This is a genomic window from Psychrosphaera saromensis (assembly GCF_002954545.1).
GTDB classification, from domain to species: Bacteria; Pseudomonadota; Gammaproteobacteria; order Enterobacterales; family Alteromonadaceae; genus Psychrosphaera; species Psychrosphaera saromensis.
The window spans coordinates 973,960-989,188 of sequence record NZ_MSCH01000003.1 but is presented as its reverse complement, the minus strand read 5'-3'; the positions used below and the strand labels follow the sequence as shown (position 1 = coordinate 989,188).

The 15,229-nt window shown below is 37.3% G+C and carries 16 protein-coding genes; 7 read left to right on the top strand and 9 right to left on the bottom strand.

Annotated features, from left to right (window positions below):
* Nucleotides 1-157: 157 nt before the first annotated feature.
* Complete coding sequence (gene yihA, locus BTO11_RS04565) at nt 158-790, bottom strand: ribosome biogenesis GTP-binding protein YihA/YsxC (RefSeq protein ID WP_105053665.1); 633 nt, start codon at nt 788-790, stop codon at nt 158-160.
* Nucleotides 791-979: 189 nt separating this feature from the next.
* Here yihA and BTO11_RS04560 point away from each other — a divergent pair, with 189 nt between their 5' ends.
* The 3 genes from BTO11_RS04560 to BTO11_RS04550 all read left to right on the top strand — a co-directional run bounded on the left by BTO11_RS04560 (nt 980) and on the right by BTO11_RS04550 (nt 3,259).
* Complete coding sequence (locus BTO11_RS04560; protein WP_105051477.1) at nt 980-1,606, top strand: c-type cytochrome; 627 nt, start codon at nt 980-982, stop codon at nt 1,604-1,606.
* Nucleotides 1,607-2,232: 626 nt separating this feature from the next.
* Nucleotides 2,233-2,790 carry a Der GTPase-activating protein YihI gene (yihI, locus tag BTO11_RS04555; RefSeq protein ID WP_105051476.1) on the top strand — a complete coding sequence of 186 codons (558 nt, stop codon included), beginning with the start codon at nt 2,233-2,235 and terminating at the stop codon, nt 2,788-2,790.
* Nucleotides 2,791-2,806: 16 nt separating this feature from the next.
* Nucleotides 2,807-3,259 carry a DUF2489 domain-containing protein gene (locus BTO11_RS04550; protein WP_181135839.1) on the top strand — a complete coding sequence of 151 codons (453 nt, stop codon included), beginning with the start codon at nt 2,807-2,809 and terminating at the stop codon, nt 3,257-3,259.
* A gap of 105 nt (nt 3,260-3,364) precedes the next feature.
* Here BTO11_RS04550 and BTO11_RS04545 read toward each other — a convergent pair whose 3' ends face one another.
* Together BTO11_RS04545 and BTO11_RS04540 are read right to left on the bottom strand one after the other, a co-directional pair.
* The gene (locus BTO11_RS04545) at nt 3,365-4,273 is read right to left on the bottom strand and encodes an acyltransferase (protein WP_373295213.1); all 909 of its coding nucleotides are present in this window, start codon (nt 4,271-4,273) and stop codon (nt 3,365-3,367) included.
* A gap of 125 nt (nt 4,274-4,398) precedes the next feature.
* The gene (locus tag BTO11_RS04540) at nt 4,399-4,647 is read right to left on the bottom strand and encodes a DUF3630 family protein (RefSeq protein WP_105051474.1); all 249 of its coding nucleotides are present in this window, start codon (nt 4,645-4,647) and stop codon (nt 4,399-4,401) included.
* Nucleotides 4,648-4,805: 158 nt separating this feature from the next.
* Here BTO11_RS04540 and BTO11_RS04535 point away from each other — a divergent pair, with 158 nt between their 5' ends.
* Nucleotides 4,806-5,351 carry a DUF1285 domain-containing protein gene (locus BTO11_RS04535; protein ID WP_105051473.1) on the top strand — a complete coding sequence of 182 codons (546 nt, stop codon included), beginning with the start codon at nt 4,806-4,808 and terminating at the stop codon, nt 5,349-5,351.
* Between the two features lie 109 nt (nt 5,352-5,460).
* On the opposite strand, the gene accC is transcribed toward BTO11_RS04535, so the two are convergent.
* The 5 genes from accC to cutA form a co-directional block, all read right to left on the bottom strand.
* A complete protein-coding gene (gene accC / locus BTO11_RS04530; RefSeq protein ID WP_105051472.1) occupies nt 5,461-6,807 on the bottom strand; it encodes an acetyl-CoA carboxylase biotin carboxylase subunit in 1,347 nt (448 codons plus the stop codon).
* A gap of 13 nt (nt 6,808-6,820) precedes the next feature.
* Entirely contained in the window at nt 6,821-7,264 is a 444-nt protein-coding gene (gene accB / locus BTO11_RS04525) for an acetyl-CoA carboxylase biotin carboxyl carrier protein (protein ID WP_105051471.1), read from the bottom strand.
* A 39-nt stretch (nt 7,265-7,303) separates the two neighbouring features.
* The gene (gene aroQ, locus BTO11_RS04520) at nt 7,304-7,750 is read right to left on the bottom strand and encodes a type II 3-dehydroquinate dehydratase (protein ID WP_105051470.1); all 447 of its coding nucleotides are present in this window, start codon (nt 7,748-7,750) and stop codon (nt 7,304-7,306) included.
* Nucleotides 7,751-8,153: 403 nt separating this feature from the next.
* Complete coding sequence (locus BTO11_RS04515; RefSeq protein ID WP_105053663.1) at nt 8,154-9,971, bottom strand: protein-disulfide reductase DsbD; 1,818 nt, start codon at nt 9,969-9,971, stop codon at nt 8,154-8,156.
* Nucleotides 9,972-9,973: 2 nt separating this feature from the next.
* Nucleotides 9,974-10,297 (bottom strand): divalent-cation tolerance protein CutA, encoded by a 324-nt coding sequence (gene cutA / locus BTO11_RS04510; protein WP_105051469.1) that lies wholly within the window; start codon nt 10,295-10,297, stop codon nt 9,974-9,976.
* 140 nt (nt 10,298-10,437) lie between these two features.
* Here cutA and BTO11_RS04505 point away from each other — a divergent pair, with 140 nt between their 5' ends.
* Nucleotides 10,438-10,935: an FxsA family protein gene (locus BTO11_RS04505; RefSeq protein ID WP_181135838.1), complete on the top strand. Its 498-nt coding sequence runs from the start codon at nt 10,438-10,440 to the stop codon at nt 10,933-10,935.
* A 207-nt stretch (nt 10,936-11,142) separates the two neighbouring features.
* Here BTO11_RS04505 and BTO11_RS04500 read toward each other — a convergent pair whose 3' ends face one another.
* On the bottom strand, nt 11,143-13,002 hold the full coding sequence (locus BTO11_RS04500; protein ID WP_105051467.1) for a hypothetical protein: 1,860 nt from the start codon (nt 13,000-13,002) through the stop codon (nt 11,143-11,145).
* A 175-nt stretch (nt 13,003-13,177) separates the two neighbouring features.
* On the opposite strand from BTO11_RS04500, the gene BTO11_RS04495 reads away from it, so the two are divergent.
* Nucleotides 13,178-13,468 carry a co-chaperone GroES gene (locus BTO11_RS04495; RefSeq protein ID WP_105051466.1) on the top strand — a complete coding sequence of 97 codons (291 nt, stop codon included), beginning with the start codon at nt 13,178-13,180 and terminating at the stop codon, nt 13,466-13,468.
* 71 nt (nt 13,469-13,539) lie between these two features.
* Nucleotides 13,540-15,186 (top strand): chaperonin GroEL, encoded by a 1,647-nt coding sequence (groL, locus tag BTO11_RS04490; RefSeq protein ID WP_105051465.1) that lies wholly within the window; start codon nt 13,540-13,542, stop codon nt 15,184-15,186.
* Nucleotides 15,187-15,229 lie beyond the last annotated feature (43 nt).

Here is a 15,229-nt window from a genome sequence, read left to right as displayed (position 1 = left end):
CGAGAATTAATAGCCTCTCCCCAAATTTGCTATAGCCGATACTTTTAAAGTATCGGTTTTTTTTTGCATTTTTATAATTAACTGACTGTTTTGTAATTTGATTACAACTATTAATCAATATTAATAGTTGTATAAACAAGCGGGGGATTTAGAAAAGTTAAAGCTCTGGTCCTTCAACAACGGCGGGTTTTAATTCTTCAGCATCAAACCAAAGATCTAGCTTTTTAGATAGTTGAGGAATACCTAACTTTTTCAATGATGAGAATGTTTCAACTGACACATCGCCATTAAACTCTTTAGCCATCTCTTTAATACGTAATAATTCTGATTTACGTTTTCCTGACTTATATTTATCCGCTTTAGTTAATAAAGCTAAAACGGGTAATTCCACTTCAACAGCCCAATGTATTAAGTCTTTATCTAAATCTTTCATTGGATGACGAATATCCATTAAGATGATCAGACCTTTTAAACAATTTCTTTTTTGTAAGTATTCAGTTAACGATTTTTGCCACTTTAATTTCATCGCTAATGGTACTTTAGCAAAACCATAACCTGGTAAATCGACTAAACGACGTTCATTACCTACATCAAATACATTAATTAACTGCGTTCGACCTGGTGTTTTACTGGTACGGGCCAAGCCTGTTTGATCGGTTAATGTATTTAAGGCGCTGGACTTGCCGGCATTTGATCTACCAGCAAACGCAACTTCATATCCAGCATCGATAGGTAAGCGGCGAATATCAGGCGCCGACGTTAAAAATGACGCTTTTGTATAATTAATAATTGATTTAGACACCGTATTTCCTCTATATGTGTGTTTTCTAACTTTAGTATTCAGCAACTTGAGAGAAATATACTCTCTAAGAATGTTTCACATTCTCACATTTGGTGTAGAATATCCTTATTATACTCTTTGCATGAACTGCTTCATAGACAAAGGGTTTGAGATCACTTAAATAATAGAGACAATACTATGAGAAATATTGCATTTACACTTACCATGTTAGTTGGACTCATTGGCTCAGCTCAAGCTGTTGAAGGCGATGCCGAAGCCGGTAAAACAAAATCAGCCCCTTGTGCTGCTTGTCATGGAGCCGATGGTAATGCTGCAATCACTATTTATCCTAAGATTGCAGGCCAACATGCTGGTTATATTTATAAACAGCTAACTGAATTAAAGCTAGGAATGACATCTGGCGGAAAAGAAGGCCGATATGATCCGGTAATGAGTGCGATGGCTTCTCCTTTGTCAGATCAAGACATGAAAGATTTAGCAGCTTATTTCTCATCACAAACAATGACTTCTGGTTCAACTGCAGAAGACGTTGTTGTTACAGGTCAAGATTTGTACCGCGGCGGTGATATGGAACGTGGTATTCCAGCATGTTTAGCATGTCATGGTCCACGAGGCGTAGGTCACAGCCTTGCAGGTTTCCCAAAAATCTCATTTCAGAATCCTGATTACATTAAATCTCAGTTAGAGAAATTCCGTGCAGGAACAAGAAACAACGATATGAATGGCATGATGCGAGACATTGCTGTTAAGTTAACTGATAAAGATATCGAAATATTATCAAAATACATGTCTGGACTTCACTAGTCAGCCTGTTTGAAAACGATAAAATAAAAAAAAGCGTCCTAGACGCTTTTTTTATTCCTGAAAAATGTAAGCCATTGACCACAGTAATTTGTGAGATATATCTCACTATAGCTTGTAGGATATATCTGACAAAAAAATCTCAATATGACGTCAAGGCCATGTAAATTAAAGATTTACTAGTTTATTTACTGAACAGGCGTAAAAAAATATAAATATTTACTTGTGACTTTTGTCAATTAGAGTACATTAATCCCCGTTACCGCTTAGCAAATAAAAATATGGATGCGACTCAAGGAAGTGGGTGTGGGTACAAATTGCGGAGTTACCAATTGGGCTCCCAAGGATGAACATAATAAAGTGTCATGATGACCAATAATTAATAAAGACATATACGGACATTAAATAAAAATAATACGGATAATTAAATGAGTGACTAGACAAGGTGTCGTGCTTTCGGAAGGAATTATCGAAATTAAATAGGAGAGGTGTCAAACATAGTTTGAACACAATCAAAAATTCAAGGCGATAGATGTCACACTGTCGCCTTTTTTATTGCCTTTTATTCCATAAATACAAATTCTTCAGTAAACTCACATTAACTAAACACCCTATATGTCGGATAAATAATGACACGCCAGAAAAAAAGCAGAAAAGTTGCAGAGATCAGAGTTAGAAGTAAAGAAACTCGTGATGAAAAACCTACCGAAAATCGTCGAAAGAAAACGCCTAAAGGTCAAAAAGCCGGAACTAGAAATAGCTTAGTTGAAGAACAAAGAACAGCTATAACGGGCTCTAATATTAAAAAAGATCCAAAGCATGGTAGTAAAAAGCCTATTTCGTTGACTGTACCTTCGGCTAAACAGCCAGTTGAAAAAGAAATTATTCATTCAACGAACAAACCAATTGGAAAACTTAGCAAAGCAAAAGCTGATAAGATCCCACCAGATGTAGAATTAACTGATATAGAATCAGATGAAACATTAATTGCATTAGTTGAGCGTGTAGAAGACGGTGAGCTACTTGCAGGTAAAGAAGCTAAGTACTTTAATAAATTAATGGATCGTCACGCTGAGCTTCTTAAAATCCTCGGTGTTGAAGATGAAGAAGATGACGCTCTTGAAGATGATGTTGACCCAATTGAAGGATTAAAATCCGACCAATGGGATGATCTGTTAGACGAATAAATAGGGTAGTAACATTTTGTATTTAATTATTACATTAGGTGTAGTGGTTCTTGTTGCTCTTTCTTATTATGCTGGCACATTATTGTGGCGAGTAAAACAACAAGAAAAAGCTGTAGAAGAAGAACAAACTAAACGACTTAATTATATCACTGACAGTATCTGTCATATCGCAAAAGCGATGAAAGCAGAACAGTGTGAACCTTCTGAAGGTGTATTAAGAATTTGGGTTTTACTTGAGCATTATAATAAAGCTCAAGCTGAGCCTAAAGATTATGTCGAATTATACAGTGGCTATTCTGCTTTATATTCAGAAATAAAAGATATGCCAACCCACGAAGCAAGAAAGAAGTTTAGTAAAAAAGACATACTAAAATTAGATCTTCAACGTATGGAAGCAGAGCAAAAGTATGCAGAACAAATCGTACTGGATACCAGCCAATTAATACTGGAATTTACTCTTAGCAAGTAATACTAATTTTAGGTCGGGACAATACAACTAAAAAAGGGAAAACTATGTTTTCCCTTTTTTATTAACTGGCAACTCTCAGTTACCAGTGCGACAAACTAATTACAATTAGTTCAAGCCCTGACTTTCCGCCTCTAGCTTCAGCTTTTGCAATGTTTTCTCTTTTTGCTGCCATATGCCAGATACCCATTGATGTATATGCTTTTTGTATTCTTTATCCGTAGCATAATCACCAATTAGGTCGTTACTGATCTCGTGCACATCAATATGCATAAATACATTTTTAACACGCCCTGATAAGAAGTTATAAAACGTTGGTATTTTATTAGGGTAGTAAATAGTGACATCTATCACTTTATGTAATTGCTCACCCATTACGGTTAATACAAATCCTACACCACCAGATTTAGGTTTTAATAAACCTTCTAACTGACTACTTTGTTTTAGATGTTTGTCATCTGTATAGCGAGTCCCTTCCATAAAATTCATAATAGACACAGGAGTATGTTTAAACTTCTCGCAAGAACGTTTAGTTGTCTCTAGGTCCTTGCCTTTAAGGTGCGGATACTTAGCTAAAAATGATTTGCTATAACGTTTCATAAAAGGAAAATCTAGTGCCCACCAAGCAAGGCCCAATAAAGGCACGTAAATTAATTCGTGTTTTAAAAAGAACTTTAAAAATGGAATGTTACGATTAAATACACGTTGTAGAACAACAATATCAACCCAAGATTGATGATTCGATATAACCAAATACCAATCTTTATTCGATAATTTATAATTACCAGATACTCGAATATCCATTCGGCTAAATACCCGCTGAATGAAATAATTCATCGTTACCCAGCCGGTTGCACAGCGGTCTAAAACACGACCGATTGCAGCTCTTAGTGCAGTAATAGGGATCAACTTAAAAATCGACAATAAAAATATTGGCAGACACCAAAAAAAGGTATTAAGCATATAAAAACTTAACGCTACAATTGCCACTAACATCCCAAAGACTTTATTCAACACGTTTCACTCTTCAACTCTTAATTTCAAAATACAGACTAAAATTTTCATCAAACTTTAATCTGCACAACATAATTCTATTTTATCTTAACTAGGCTTAACTTTAGAAGTTAAATTCAAACATTTGTTTAAAAATCTCGCTCAATCCAAATTGAGTTGGAATAATGCTCATATTGTAGGATAAATTGTTTATCACCTTTCCTATAACGCACTTGATGTCTGTCCATTCCAAGATCTTGTGATATCCGGGTAACACCTTCATTTTCCAAGAATAAATCAACAAACTGTTCAAATTCATCCCAATCGGGCTGGGGATCTACATTCACCTTAATTATATTATCGTCATTAATTAGTTGATATTTAAAGTCGAGTTTCATACTTACTACTTATTTAACTGTGGTGATCTAAACCATATTGATATTTATAACCCACCAAAGTTAGCCAATTTAATCTCAGGTTGGGTTGATTGCTCGCCTAGCGAAATCATATTGTGCTAGCATCGCTAAACTATATCAGAATAAATATTGAGTGCTGAATGGATTTAACCAATTTAGTCCAACAAATTGACTCGCTTGAGTCAGAACCACCTTTTGAGCTATGGGATCCACCAAATTGTGGTGATATAGACATGGTGATTAAATCCGACGGTACATGGTGGTATATGGGCACACCAATCAATAGAGTAAAATTAGTTAAGCTGTTTGCCAATGTATTGGTCAAAGAGAGTTCCAAGTTTTTTTTAAAAACGCCAGCGGAAAAAGTCGGGATAAAAGTAGAAGAGGCACCATTTGTTATTATTGATTGGCAAACTATCCCAACCGATGTGGGTGACGCAATAGAAGTAACTTCAAATTTAGGCCACAGAGCTATTCTGTCAAAGCAACACCCTATTACGGTAAATACATCAAACCCTGAGCAACCTAAGCTCTACGTAGAGTTACATAGAGGTTTAACCGCTAAAGTACATAGAAATGTATATTATCAGTGGGTAAATATCGGCCAAGAAAAAGTAATAGACGGTGAAACGCATATAGGAATTGCTAGCGCTGAACAGTTTTTCTCCCTTGGTATAAGTGACTAACTAAATCAGCAGCTAATTAAAATAGACTACGTACTTAGATACACCTCTTAGTCTTAGTCCAAGATCAAAAAAACCGAGCAGATGCTCGGTTCTTTAACAATAGAATTAACTATTTATACATGCCTAATTTCTTTTCTAAATAGTGGATGTTAGTACCACCATTTTGGAAATGTTCATCATCCATAATTCGTTGTTGCAAAGGAATGTTAGTTTTAATCCCTTCAATCAACAACTCATTAAGTGCATGTTCCATACGTTTGATAGCGATACCGCGGTTTTCACCATAAGTAATAAGCTTACCAACCATAGAGTCATAGTTAGGTGGCACTTTATAATTAGTATAAATGTGCGAATCCCAACGAACACCTAATCCACCAGGTGAATGGAAACGTGTAATTTCCCCTGCACATGGAATAAATGTTTCTGGATCTTCTGCATTGATACGGCACTCAATTGCATGTCCGCGAATAACAATATCTTCTTGAGTAAGCGATAAAGGCTGACCAGCGGCTACACGCAGTTGCTCTTTAATCAAATCTACACCGGTTACCATTTCAGTAACTGGATGTTCAACCTGAATACGAGTATTCATTTCAATGAAATAAAACTCGCCGTTTTCGTATAAGAACTCAAACGTACCCGCACCACGGTAACCAATCTCAACACAAGCTCTTACACAACGGTCGCCAATGTACTTACGTAAATCAGCCGTAATACCTGGAGCCGGAGCTTCTTCTACTACTTTTTGATGACGACGTTGCATAGAACAATCACGTTCACCTAAATGAATCGCGTTGCCTTGACCATCAGCCAATACTTGAACTTCAATATGACGTGGGTTTTCAAGGAATTTTTCCATGTAAACCACATCGTTATTAAATGCAGCACCGGCTTCTTGTTTAGTTAATGCTATTGAATCTATTAAATCAGCTTCGCTTCTTACAACGCGCATACCACGACCACCACCGCCACCAGCAGCTTTTACGATCAATGGATAACCAATGCGTTTAGCGATAGATTTATTAACATCTGGATCTTCACCAAGCTCGCCATCAGAACCAGGAACACAAGGCACCCCTGCTTTCTTCATTGCTTCAATTGCAGAAACTTTATCACCCATTAAGCGAATAGTGTCGCCAGTTGGACCAATGAAGATCAAACCACTTTTTTCAACTTGGTCTGCAAAATCAGCGTTTTCTGCTAAAAATCCGTAACCAGGGTGAATAGCAACTGCATCAGTCACTTCAGCAGCAGCGATTATACGAGGGATGTTTAAATAACTTTCTTGCGCCGACGCTTTACCAATACAAATGGTTTCATCAGCTAACAATACATGTTTAAGGTTTCTATCAACGACTGAATGAACAGCAACTGTTTTAATCCCTAATTCTTTACATGCGCGCAAAATACGAAGTGCGATTTCACCTCGGTTTGCAATAACGACTTTATCTATCATGTGATGCCCCTACTTATTCAATTATGAATAAAGGTTGATCAAATTCTACTGGGTCTTCGTTTTCAACAAGAATAGCTTTAATTACACCAGCTTTGTCAGATTCGATTTGGTTCATCATTTTCATTGCTTCAATGATACATAACACATCGCCAACCTTAACCGTTTGGCCTACTTCAGCAAATGCTGGTGTAGATGGTGAAGATGCACGGTAGAAACTACCAACCATCGGCGATTTAACTTGGTGGCCAGTTGGTTCAGCTGGAGCCGCTGCCACAGGGGCTGCTGCCGCTGCTACTGGAGCTGCAAGAGGTGCTGCTGCAATTTGCGTAGCCTGCATAATTGGTGCAGGTGCTGCTGCAGAGATACGAATTGATTCTTCGCCTTCAGTGATTTCAATCTCACCAACGCCAGATTCAATAACCATATCAACTAATGTTCTAATTTTACGAATATCCATACTTTAATACCTACTTGTTAAAAGCTAATTTGTTAAATACTATTTTGATAAATGGCTAATCGCGTGCGTTAGTGCGTAACGATAACCATCCGTTCCAAGTCCACAAATCACACCCTGAGCAATATCAGATAAAAATGATTTATGACGAAAATCTTCTCTAGCGTGAACATTTGAGATATGTATTTCAATAAAAGGAATATTTACACCTAATAAAGCATCTCGTAGTGCCACGCTTGTATGAGTAAAAGCGGCAGGGTTAAATATAATAAAATCTATTTTCCCCATAGCTTGGTGAATAACATCTATCAATTCAGCTTCTGAATTTGATTGTGTATGTGTTAATTGAACACCCTCTGCTGAAGCTTGAGCTTTTAGCTCACCAACCAATTGGTCTAAAGATTGAGCTCCATAAATTTCTGGCTCTCTTTTGCCTAGCAAATTCAAGTTTGGTCCATTCAACAATAAAACACTGCTATTTGTAGTCATTTACCCACCTTTTGTTCTTATCATGCATTTCTTTTTGACATTTTGTCGTTGTAATCAAATTACGAGTAAAAAACAAGAATGTAAAGAAATTAAGCATGTATTATAGAGAAATCAACACAATTAGCAGCAAAATACTGGTCTAATGACACAAACCCCAAGCTGAGACCATTAAAAATAAGGGGTGCGTAAAAATTCATCGCTAAGATAAAGCGAGTTTTGGTCTGTAATATCAGTTTTTAAATTGTTCGAACTCGATAAAATGACAGATTCATGGCTTATTATTTATAAGCTAAATATTGATAAACCATGAATTTAAAAAAACGAACCAAAAAGAGGATATTGGTTAGTGGAAAAGCATCTTATTTTTAAGATGCTACTACTTTATTTATTCTTTATTTATTGTTTAATACTTAGTTATTAAATCAATATGCTGAGAAAATGCTTTAGCATTCATAAAGCCGGTGACTCGGTTATTGGTTAACTCACCTTTGCTTGGGTCAAAAAACATAATTGTCGGCAAGCCTAGGATATTAAAGTGCTCTAATATTTCTATGTCCTTATCCGTATTCCCCGTCATATCAACTTGCAATAAAACAAAAGAGGTCATTTGTTCTTTTACGGTTTTATCTGAAAAGGTGTACGTTTCAAATTCTTTACAAGCCACACACCAGTCAGCATAGAAGTCTAACATCACTGTTTTGTTATCTACTTTGGCATTCTCAACTTGCTGCTGAATATCTTGCAAAGTGACCACTTTAATAAACTTGTCTGAGTGACTTTCAACCGACTCTTGTAAAGCAGAAACGTTACTCGTTGGCAACCAAGGCTTAGCGACTAACACAAACCCAGTTAACAATATGGTTAAAGATAACAACCAAAAGATGCTCTTAACCTTAGTGCCGTTATGAGACAAGTACTGAAAACGTAAATACGCAGCCAATACCAATAACAATACGCCAGCTAACTGCAATACAATAGATACATCAATAATGCGTTCCAACAAAATAAGTGGAATAGACAATAGAATAAATCCAAAGATGACTTTTACCATATCCATCCACGCTCCAGCTTTTGGTAATAACTTACCACCAGATGCACCAATGACTAATAACGGTAATCCCATACCTAAGCTCAACACATACAAGGTGACAAAACCAATTAACATATCACCCGTTTGAGCTACGTATAACAAAGCGCCAGTCAATGGCGCTGTAGTACAAGGAGATGCGATAAGGCCACTTAATAACCCCATAGCGAATACGCCAAATACATTGCCTGACTTTTGTTTGTTACTCACCTCAGTGAGTTTTGAAGTCCAAGATGCAGGCAGTTGTAAATTAACCCAACCAAACATAGCGACCGCTAATAAAACAAAAATAATACTAGTAACAATCAATACTGAAGGGTGCTGTAAATAGGCTTGGAATTGCACGCCCATACTGGCCACAACAAGGCCAAGTAAAGAATAAGTCAACGCCATACCTTGCACATAAATAAAGGCTAAATACAGACCTTTTTTAATGGTTAAGTTTTGTTGCCCAGCAATAATGCCTGACAAAATTGGAAACATTGGAAATACGCATGGAGTAAAAGCTAAACCAACACCTAAACCGAAAAAGATCAGTAAACTAAAAAGTAAGCTGCCACTGTTTAAAGTATCGGCAAGTTGATTTTGCTGTGAACTATCGCTACCAAGCTGAGTTTTATCAGCTATTGCCGTGTTCTCGTCAACCGCCCCACCAGCAGTTTCTTCGATAATATCAAGTTCTACTACCTTAGTTACTGGGTTGTAACATAAGCCTGCATTGGCACAGCCTTGATAACGTACTTTAACTAAAGCACCTTCTGTAATATTAGCTAACTCAAGTTCAATCTTAGTTTCAAAAAAGTACACATCGGTTGCGCCAAAATAATCATCAACTATTTGAGTGCCCTTTTCTTTTATGTTCTTAGTGATATCGGCGTTTTCTACCGCAAATTGGAACTTGTCGGTATATAAATAGTAATCATCGGCAATAACCCAAGACAGGGTTAGTTTTGAGCCTTTTTGCTCAAAGTTAAACATAAAGGCATCTTCAACTTCCAAAAAGCTTGGTTGGCTAGAGAAAATGTCTTTTAGCGGATCTTTGTCAGAATTAAACGCTGCAGAAGCAGACAGTGACATCATCAAGGTAATCGACAATAAAATAGGATTTAGCAGGTTTGCAAAAGTTCGAAACATCATCATTCGCCTTGTTGTAAATTATTATCCATCCAAGAAAAGTATTCTGGGCTGCCGTTAGAGATATCGAGCTCTATCAATTCAGGAACATCATAAGGATGGTTGGTTTTTATATAAGACTCTACTTTAGGCCAATTACTTTCATTGGTTTTGATAAATAATTGAGATTCCGCCGATTGCTCAATATTATTTTGCCATTTATAAATAGAGATAATGGTAGGTAAGATATTTACACAAGCCGCGATTTCAAGCTTAACCAATCCCTCTGCTATCAAGTGTGCAGACGCTAAATCGGGGCAAGTCGTTAAGATAAGTTTATAGGTCATATTGGCTGTTTATATTTGAGTTATTTACGTTTAGTTACTTATTATTTAGTTTTAATTATAAGCCGCTGTAAATACTGTACTTGATAACAGCAAACATGTCCCATATAAATAGAGTTACATTAACAAATTGTGAAATTATTATGCCCTTATTTTTAATCTTAATCGTTATCCCTCTCATTGAATTAATGTTACTCATTCAAGTGGGTGGCATCATTGGCACTGGCTGGACATTTGTTATTATTATCGCAACTGCGTTTATAGGCGCTAAGCTAGTTAAACAGCAAGGTTTACAAACTTGGACCAATATTCAACAAGAAATGGCGCAAGGACAATTACCGGCTCAGTCATTGTTTGATGGTATTTGTATTCTTATCTCCGGTGTCATGTTAATTACTCCGGGTTTAATTACTGACGTGATTGGACTGTTGTTAATGATCCCTGCATTTAGAGCGGTTTCTTATCGACAGTTTGGTAGCAAAATAAAATTTAAAGCTGCGGCGTCTGCACATTTCCAACAATCTCAAAATCATTCAACTTTTGAAGGCGAGTTTACTGAAACAACAGAGACGGATAATGATCACCGTATTAGTGAGCATAAACCAACAACCTTAGATGGTGACTTTGAGCGCAAAGACTAACTCTAAGTGTAAGGCTATAACCTTATAGCCTTACAACTTTACAACTTTACAACTTTACAACTTTACAACCTTACAGCCTTACTACCTTACAGCCTTACTACCTTACAGCCTTACTACCTTACAGCCTACAGCCTACAGCCTACAGCCTTATAGCCTTATAGCCTTATAGCCTTACAACCTTAAAGCCTTAAAACCTTAAAACCAATACTAAAAAATCACATTTAGCTTAACGTATGGGCCATGGATAATATCCTGGCGTTGATAGTTGATGATCCAACCACCGTCTTCGTCTTCTTCACCATCTTCTGGGTCTTGACCCAAAGACTCCATTTGTATTTTATACCCAGCCAACACTGACATGCCTAAACCTTTTAATGATTTAATACGTCTTTGCCAAACATAACCTGCGTCAATCGCCCATTTTAATTCAATGGTGTTTTTACCATGAATATCACCCTCATCAGTGCCAACGGCATCAAGTAATACTTGCCTACTGGCGTGTAAACGAACCATACCTAAACCAACTTCACCACTTATATACCAGCGGTTGTAATCCGTTTCATAGCGGCTGCCATACCAGCCTTCATCGTAACCAAGCACAACACCGTATTTAGATAATCTAAAATCTTTATCGAATGCGACACCAGCATAATCTCGATATTCATCCGCAAATCCAACCATGCTTGGTGAATTATAAGTAGAATAATATCCACCAGCGTACATGCCTTTTTCAGCCATCACTAGCGCCTGATAAATAACACGTTTACTTTCAAATGCGTACTCAGATTCTTCTTCATCATCCACTTGATAGGTAGCAATACCTCCGGCATTTAAAGATCCATACATTAACCTTAATGTACTAGCCCCAGAAAACAGCCCATGATAGTCATACTGAACAACATACTCTTTAACCACTTCTTGTATTAATTTATTATCAATCGCGTGATTAACTTTTTCTTTGGCTTTATTTTGTAGCAAACTGACCGCTAGTTGGCTGTCGCCCCAACGCCCCTGCATATAGTAAGACGTTAACGTATTGGTATTCATTTCATATTTGGTTCTTGCCTTTGATATATCGTCAACATCTACCGTTTGACTAACGTGCCAAAATGACGGTTGAAAACCAGCACCAAACATAAACTCAAACGTACTCGCGTTAGCAAATTCGTGTTGCTCATAATTCATTTTAGTTAAGTCAGTATTCGAGTAACTGAATCTTTCTCGCTCACCACTTGAGCTGTTTAACGCACTAAATGTGACATTACGCTTGGTCATTTCAACGCTTGGTGAAAAACCATAGTTATGTAATTCGCTAGCATTAATCTTTCCTACATTATCAATGCCGGTAGAAGAAAAGTTATAAGCAACCAACGCTTTATTATAGGCATTTACCCACTCGTAAACTGCTGCAGAGAATTTACGGTCACCTCTTGAATTCACCGCTAGAATATCGCCAAAGTCACTATTTTTATGTAAATTGGTTTGTGTTGTTAGCCAGCTAGACTGTGACTTTTTAAGATTGTTCAAGTCGTTTACATTAAGTTGATATTCCAATAACCCTTCATCGTATTCGTTGATTGTTTCATTTATATAAGCAAGGTTTATAACACCGCCTGGATAATGATCGACCACAGCAATTTTTACATTAGGTAATAACGGAAAGGTTTTGTCTTTATTACCAGAAAACTTACCTACCACTTCTACATTCCCACCGGTAATACACACCACTTCACCCTGACTTGAAATATCACGGTCTAAACCTTTACACATTTTTGTGGTAGAGAATCGCTTTCTACTGTTAGAGCTGTGCAAGTAGTAATGCATTATGGTTCTTTTATTGTTTTTTATAGGTAACGATATTAACGCCCACTCTATATTGTTATAGATAGCGCTAATTTGTAGTGAGGCTTTGTAGTTATAACGAAAGGTTTTAGTACCCACTATTAATTTTTGTGAGCATTCTTTAGAACAATCTTTGTTTGCCTTTTTCAGTACAACACTGGCAACACTAGAGTTTGATGTTGTTAGCGATACGGCGGCTATTAATAAAAAAATCCAATGTTTCAAATTCATTCCTTGTAAGGGTTTACCTTCTTAGCGTTGGCATTAAATAATAATGTAACTACCGATGGCAACATTTTTTATTTTTTGACTTGGAATCTAGGTAATCACCCCCACTATATCAACAACTAATTAAATGCCCTTGAGCATAAAATAACCTTAAATCTGGAGATTATGATACATGACTATTCGTCCTCTACATGACCGTTTAATTGTTAAACGTAATGAACAAGAAACTAAATCAGCTGGCGGAATCGTATTAACAGGTTCAGCAGCAGAAAAATCAACTCGTGGTGAAGTAATTGCCGTGGGTAATGGTCGCATTTTAGAAAACGGCGACGTAAGAGCGTTAGACGTTAAAGTTGGCGACACAGTTATATTTAGTGAAGGTTACGGCGTGAAAACTGAGAAGTTAGACGGTGAAGAAGTTCTTATCATGTCAGAATCTGACATCTTAGCCATCGTAGAATAATACGACTTAATCTAATTATTTAAGTAGCTAAAATAAGTAACTAACAAAAAGAATTATTAGGAAAAAATATCATGGCAGCAAAAGACGTAAAATTCGGTAATGACGCTCGCATCAAAATGTTAGCTGGCGTAAACGTACTTGCAGACGCAGTAAAAGTAACATTAGGTCCTAAAGGCCGTAACGTAGTTTTAGACAAATCATTTGGTGGCCCAGCAATCACTAAAGACGGTGTTTCTGTTGCAAAAGAAATCGAACTTGCAGACAAGTTTGAAAACATGGGCGCTCAAATGGTTAAAGAAGTTGCTTCTAAAGCCAATGACGCAGCTGGCGACGGAACAACAACGGCAACAGTATTAGCACAAGCTATTATTTCTGAAGGTATTAAAGCCGTAGCCGCAGACATGAATCCAATGGATTTGAAACGTGGTATCGACAAAGCCGTTAAAGCTGCAATTGAAGAATTAAAACTTCTTTCTGTACCATGTTCAGACAGCACTGCCATTGCTCAAGTAGGTACTATTTCTGCAAACTCAGACACTGAAATTGGTGACATCATTGCAAAAGCAATGGAAAAGGTTGGCAAAGAAGGCGTTATCACTGTTGAAGAAGGTCAATCTTTGGAAACTGAACTTGACGTTGTTGAAGGTATGCAGTTTGACCGTGGTTACTTATCTCCATACTTTATGACTAACCAAGAAAATGGCTCTGTAGAACTAGACAGCCCATTCATCTTATTAGTAGATAAAAAGATATCAAACATTCGTGAATTATTGCCAACATTAGAAGGCGTTGCTAAGTCTGGTAAACCTCTTTTAATTATTGCTGAAGATCTTGAAGGCGAAGCGTTAGCAACTCTAGTTGTAAATAACATGCGCGGTATCGTTAAAGTTGCAGCGGTTAAAGCCCCTGGTTTTGGTGACCGTCGTAAAGCAATGTTACAAGACATCGCTGTATTAACTGGTGGTACTGTTATTTCTGAAGAAATCGGTATGGAACTAGAAAAAGCACAACTTGAAGATTTAGGAACAGCAAAACGTGTTGTTATCACTAAAGACGACACAACAATCATTGACGGTGCTGGCGAACAAGAAGGCATTGATGGCCGCGTTTCTCAAATCAAAGCGCAAATTGAAGAGTCTACTTCTGATTACGACAAAGAAAAACTACAAGAACGTTTAGCTAAACTTTCTGGTGGTGTTGCCGTAATTAAAGTTGGCGCATCAACTGAAATGGAAATGAAAGAGAAAAAAGACCGTGTTGACGACGCTCTTCACGCTACTCGCGCAGCGGTAGAAGAAGGTATCGTAGCCGGTGGTGGTACTGCACTTGTACGTGTTGCCGCTATATTAGCTGGTTTAAAAGGTGACAACGAAGATCAAACTCACGGTATTAAAATTGCCCTACGCGCAATGGAAGCACCTCTTCGTCAAATCGCATTCAACTCAGGTGATGAAGCATCTGTTGTTGTAAATAAAGTAAAAGAGCTTACTGCTAACTTTGGTTATAACGCAGCAAACAGCACATACGTTGATTTAGTTAAAGAAGGTATTCTTGACCCAACTAAAGTAACTCGTAGTGCGTTACAGTTCGCAGCATCAGTTGCTGGTCTTATGATCACAACAGAAGCAATGATCACTGACGCTCCACAAGACTCAGCTCCAGCTATGCCAGATATGGGTGGCATGGGCGGAATGGGTGGTATGGGCGGCATGATGTAGTCGAAAGACAACATTTACTCGTTTCATAGAACCTCATTGAGTT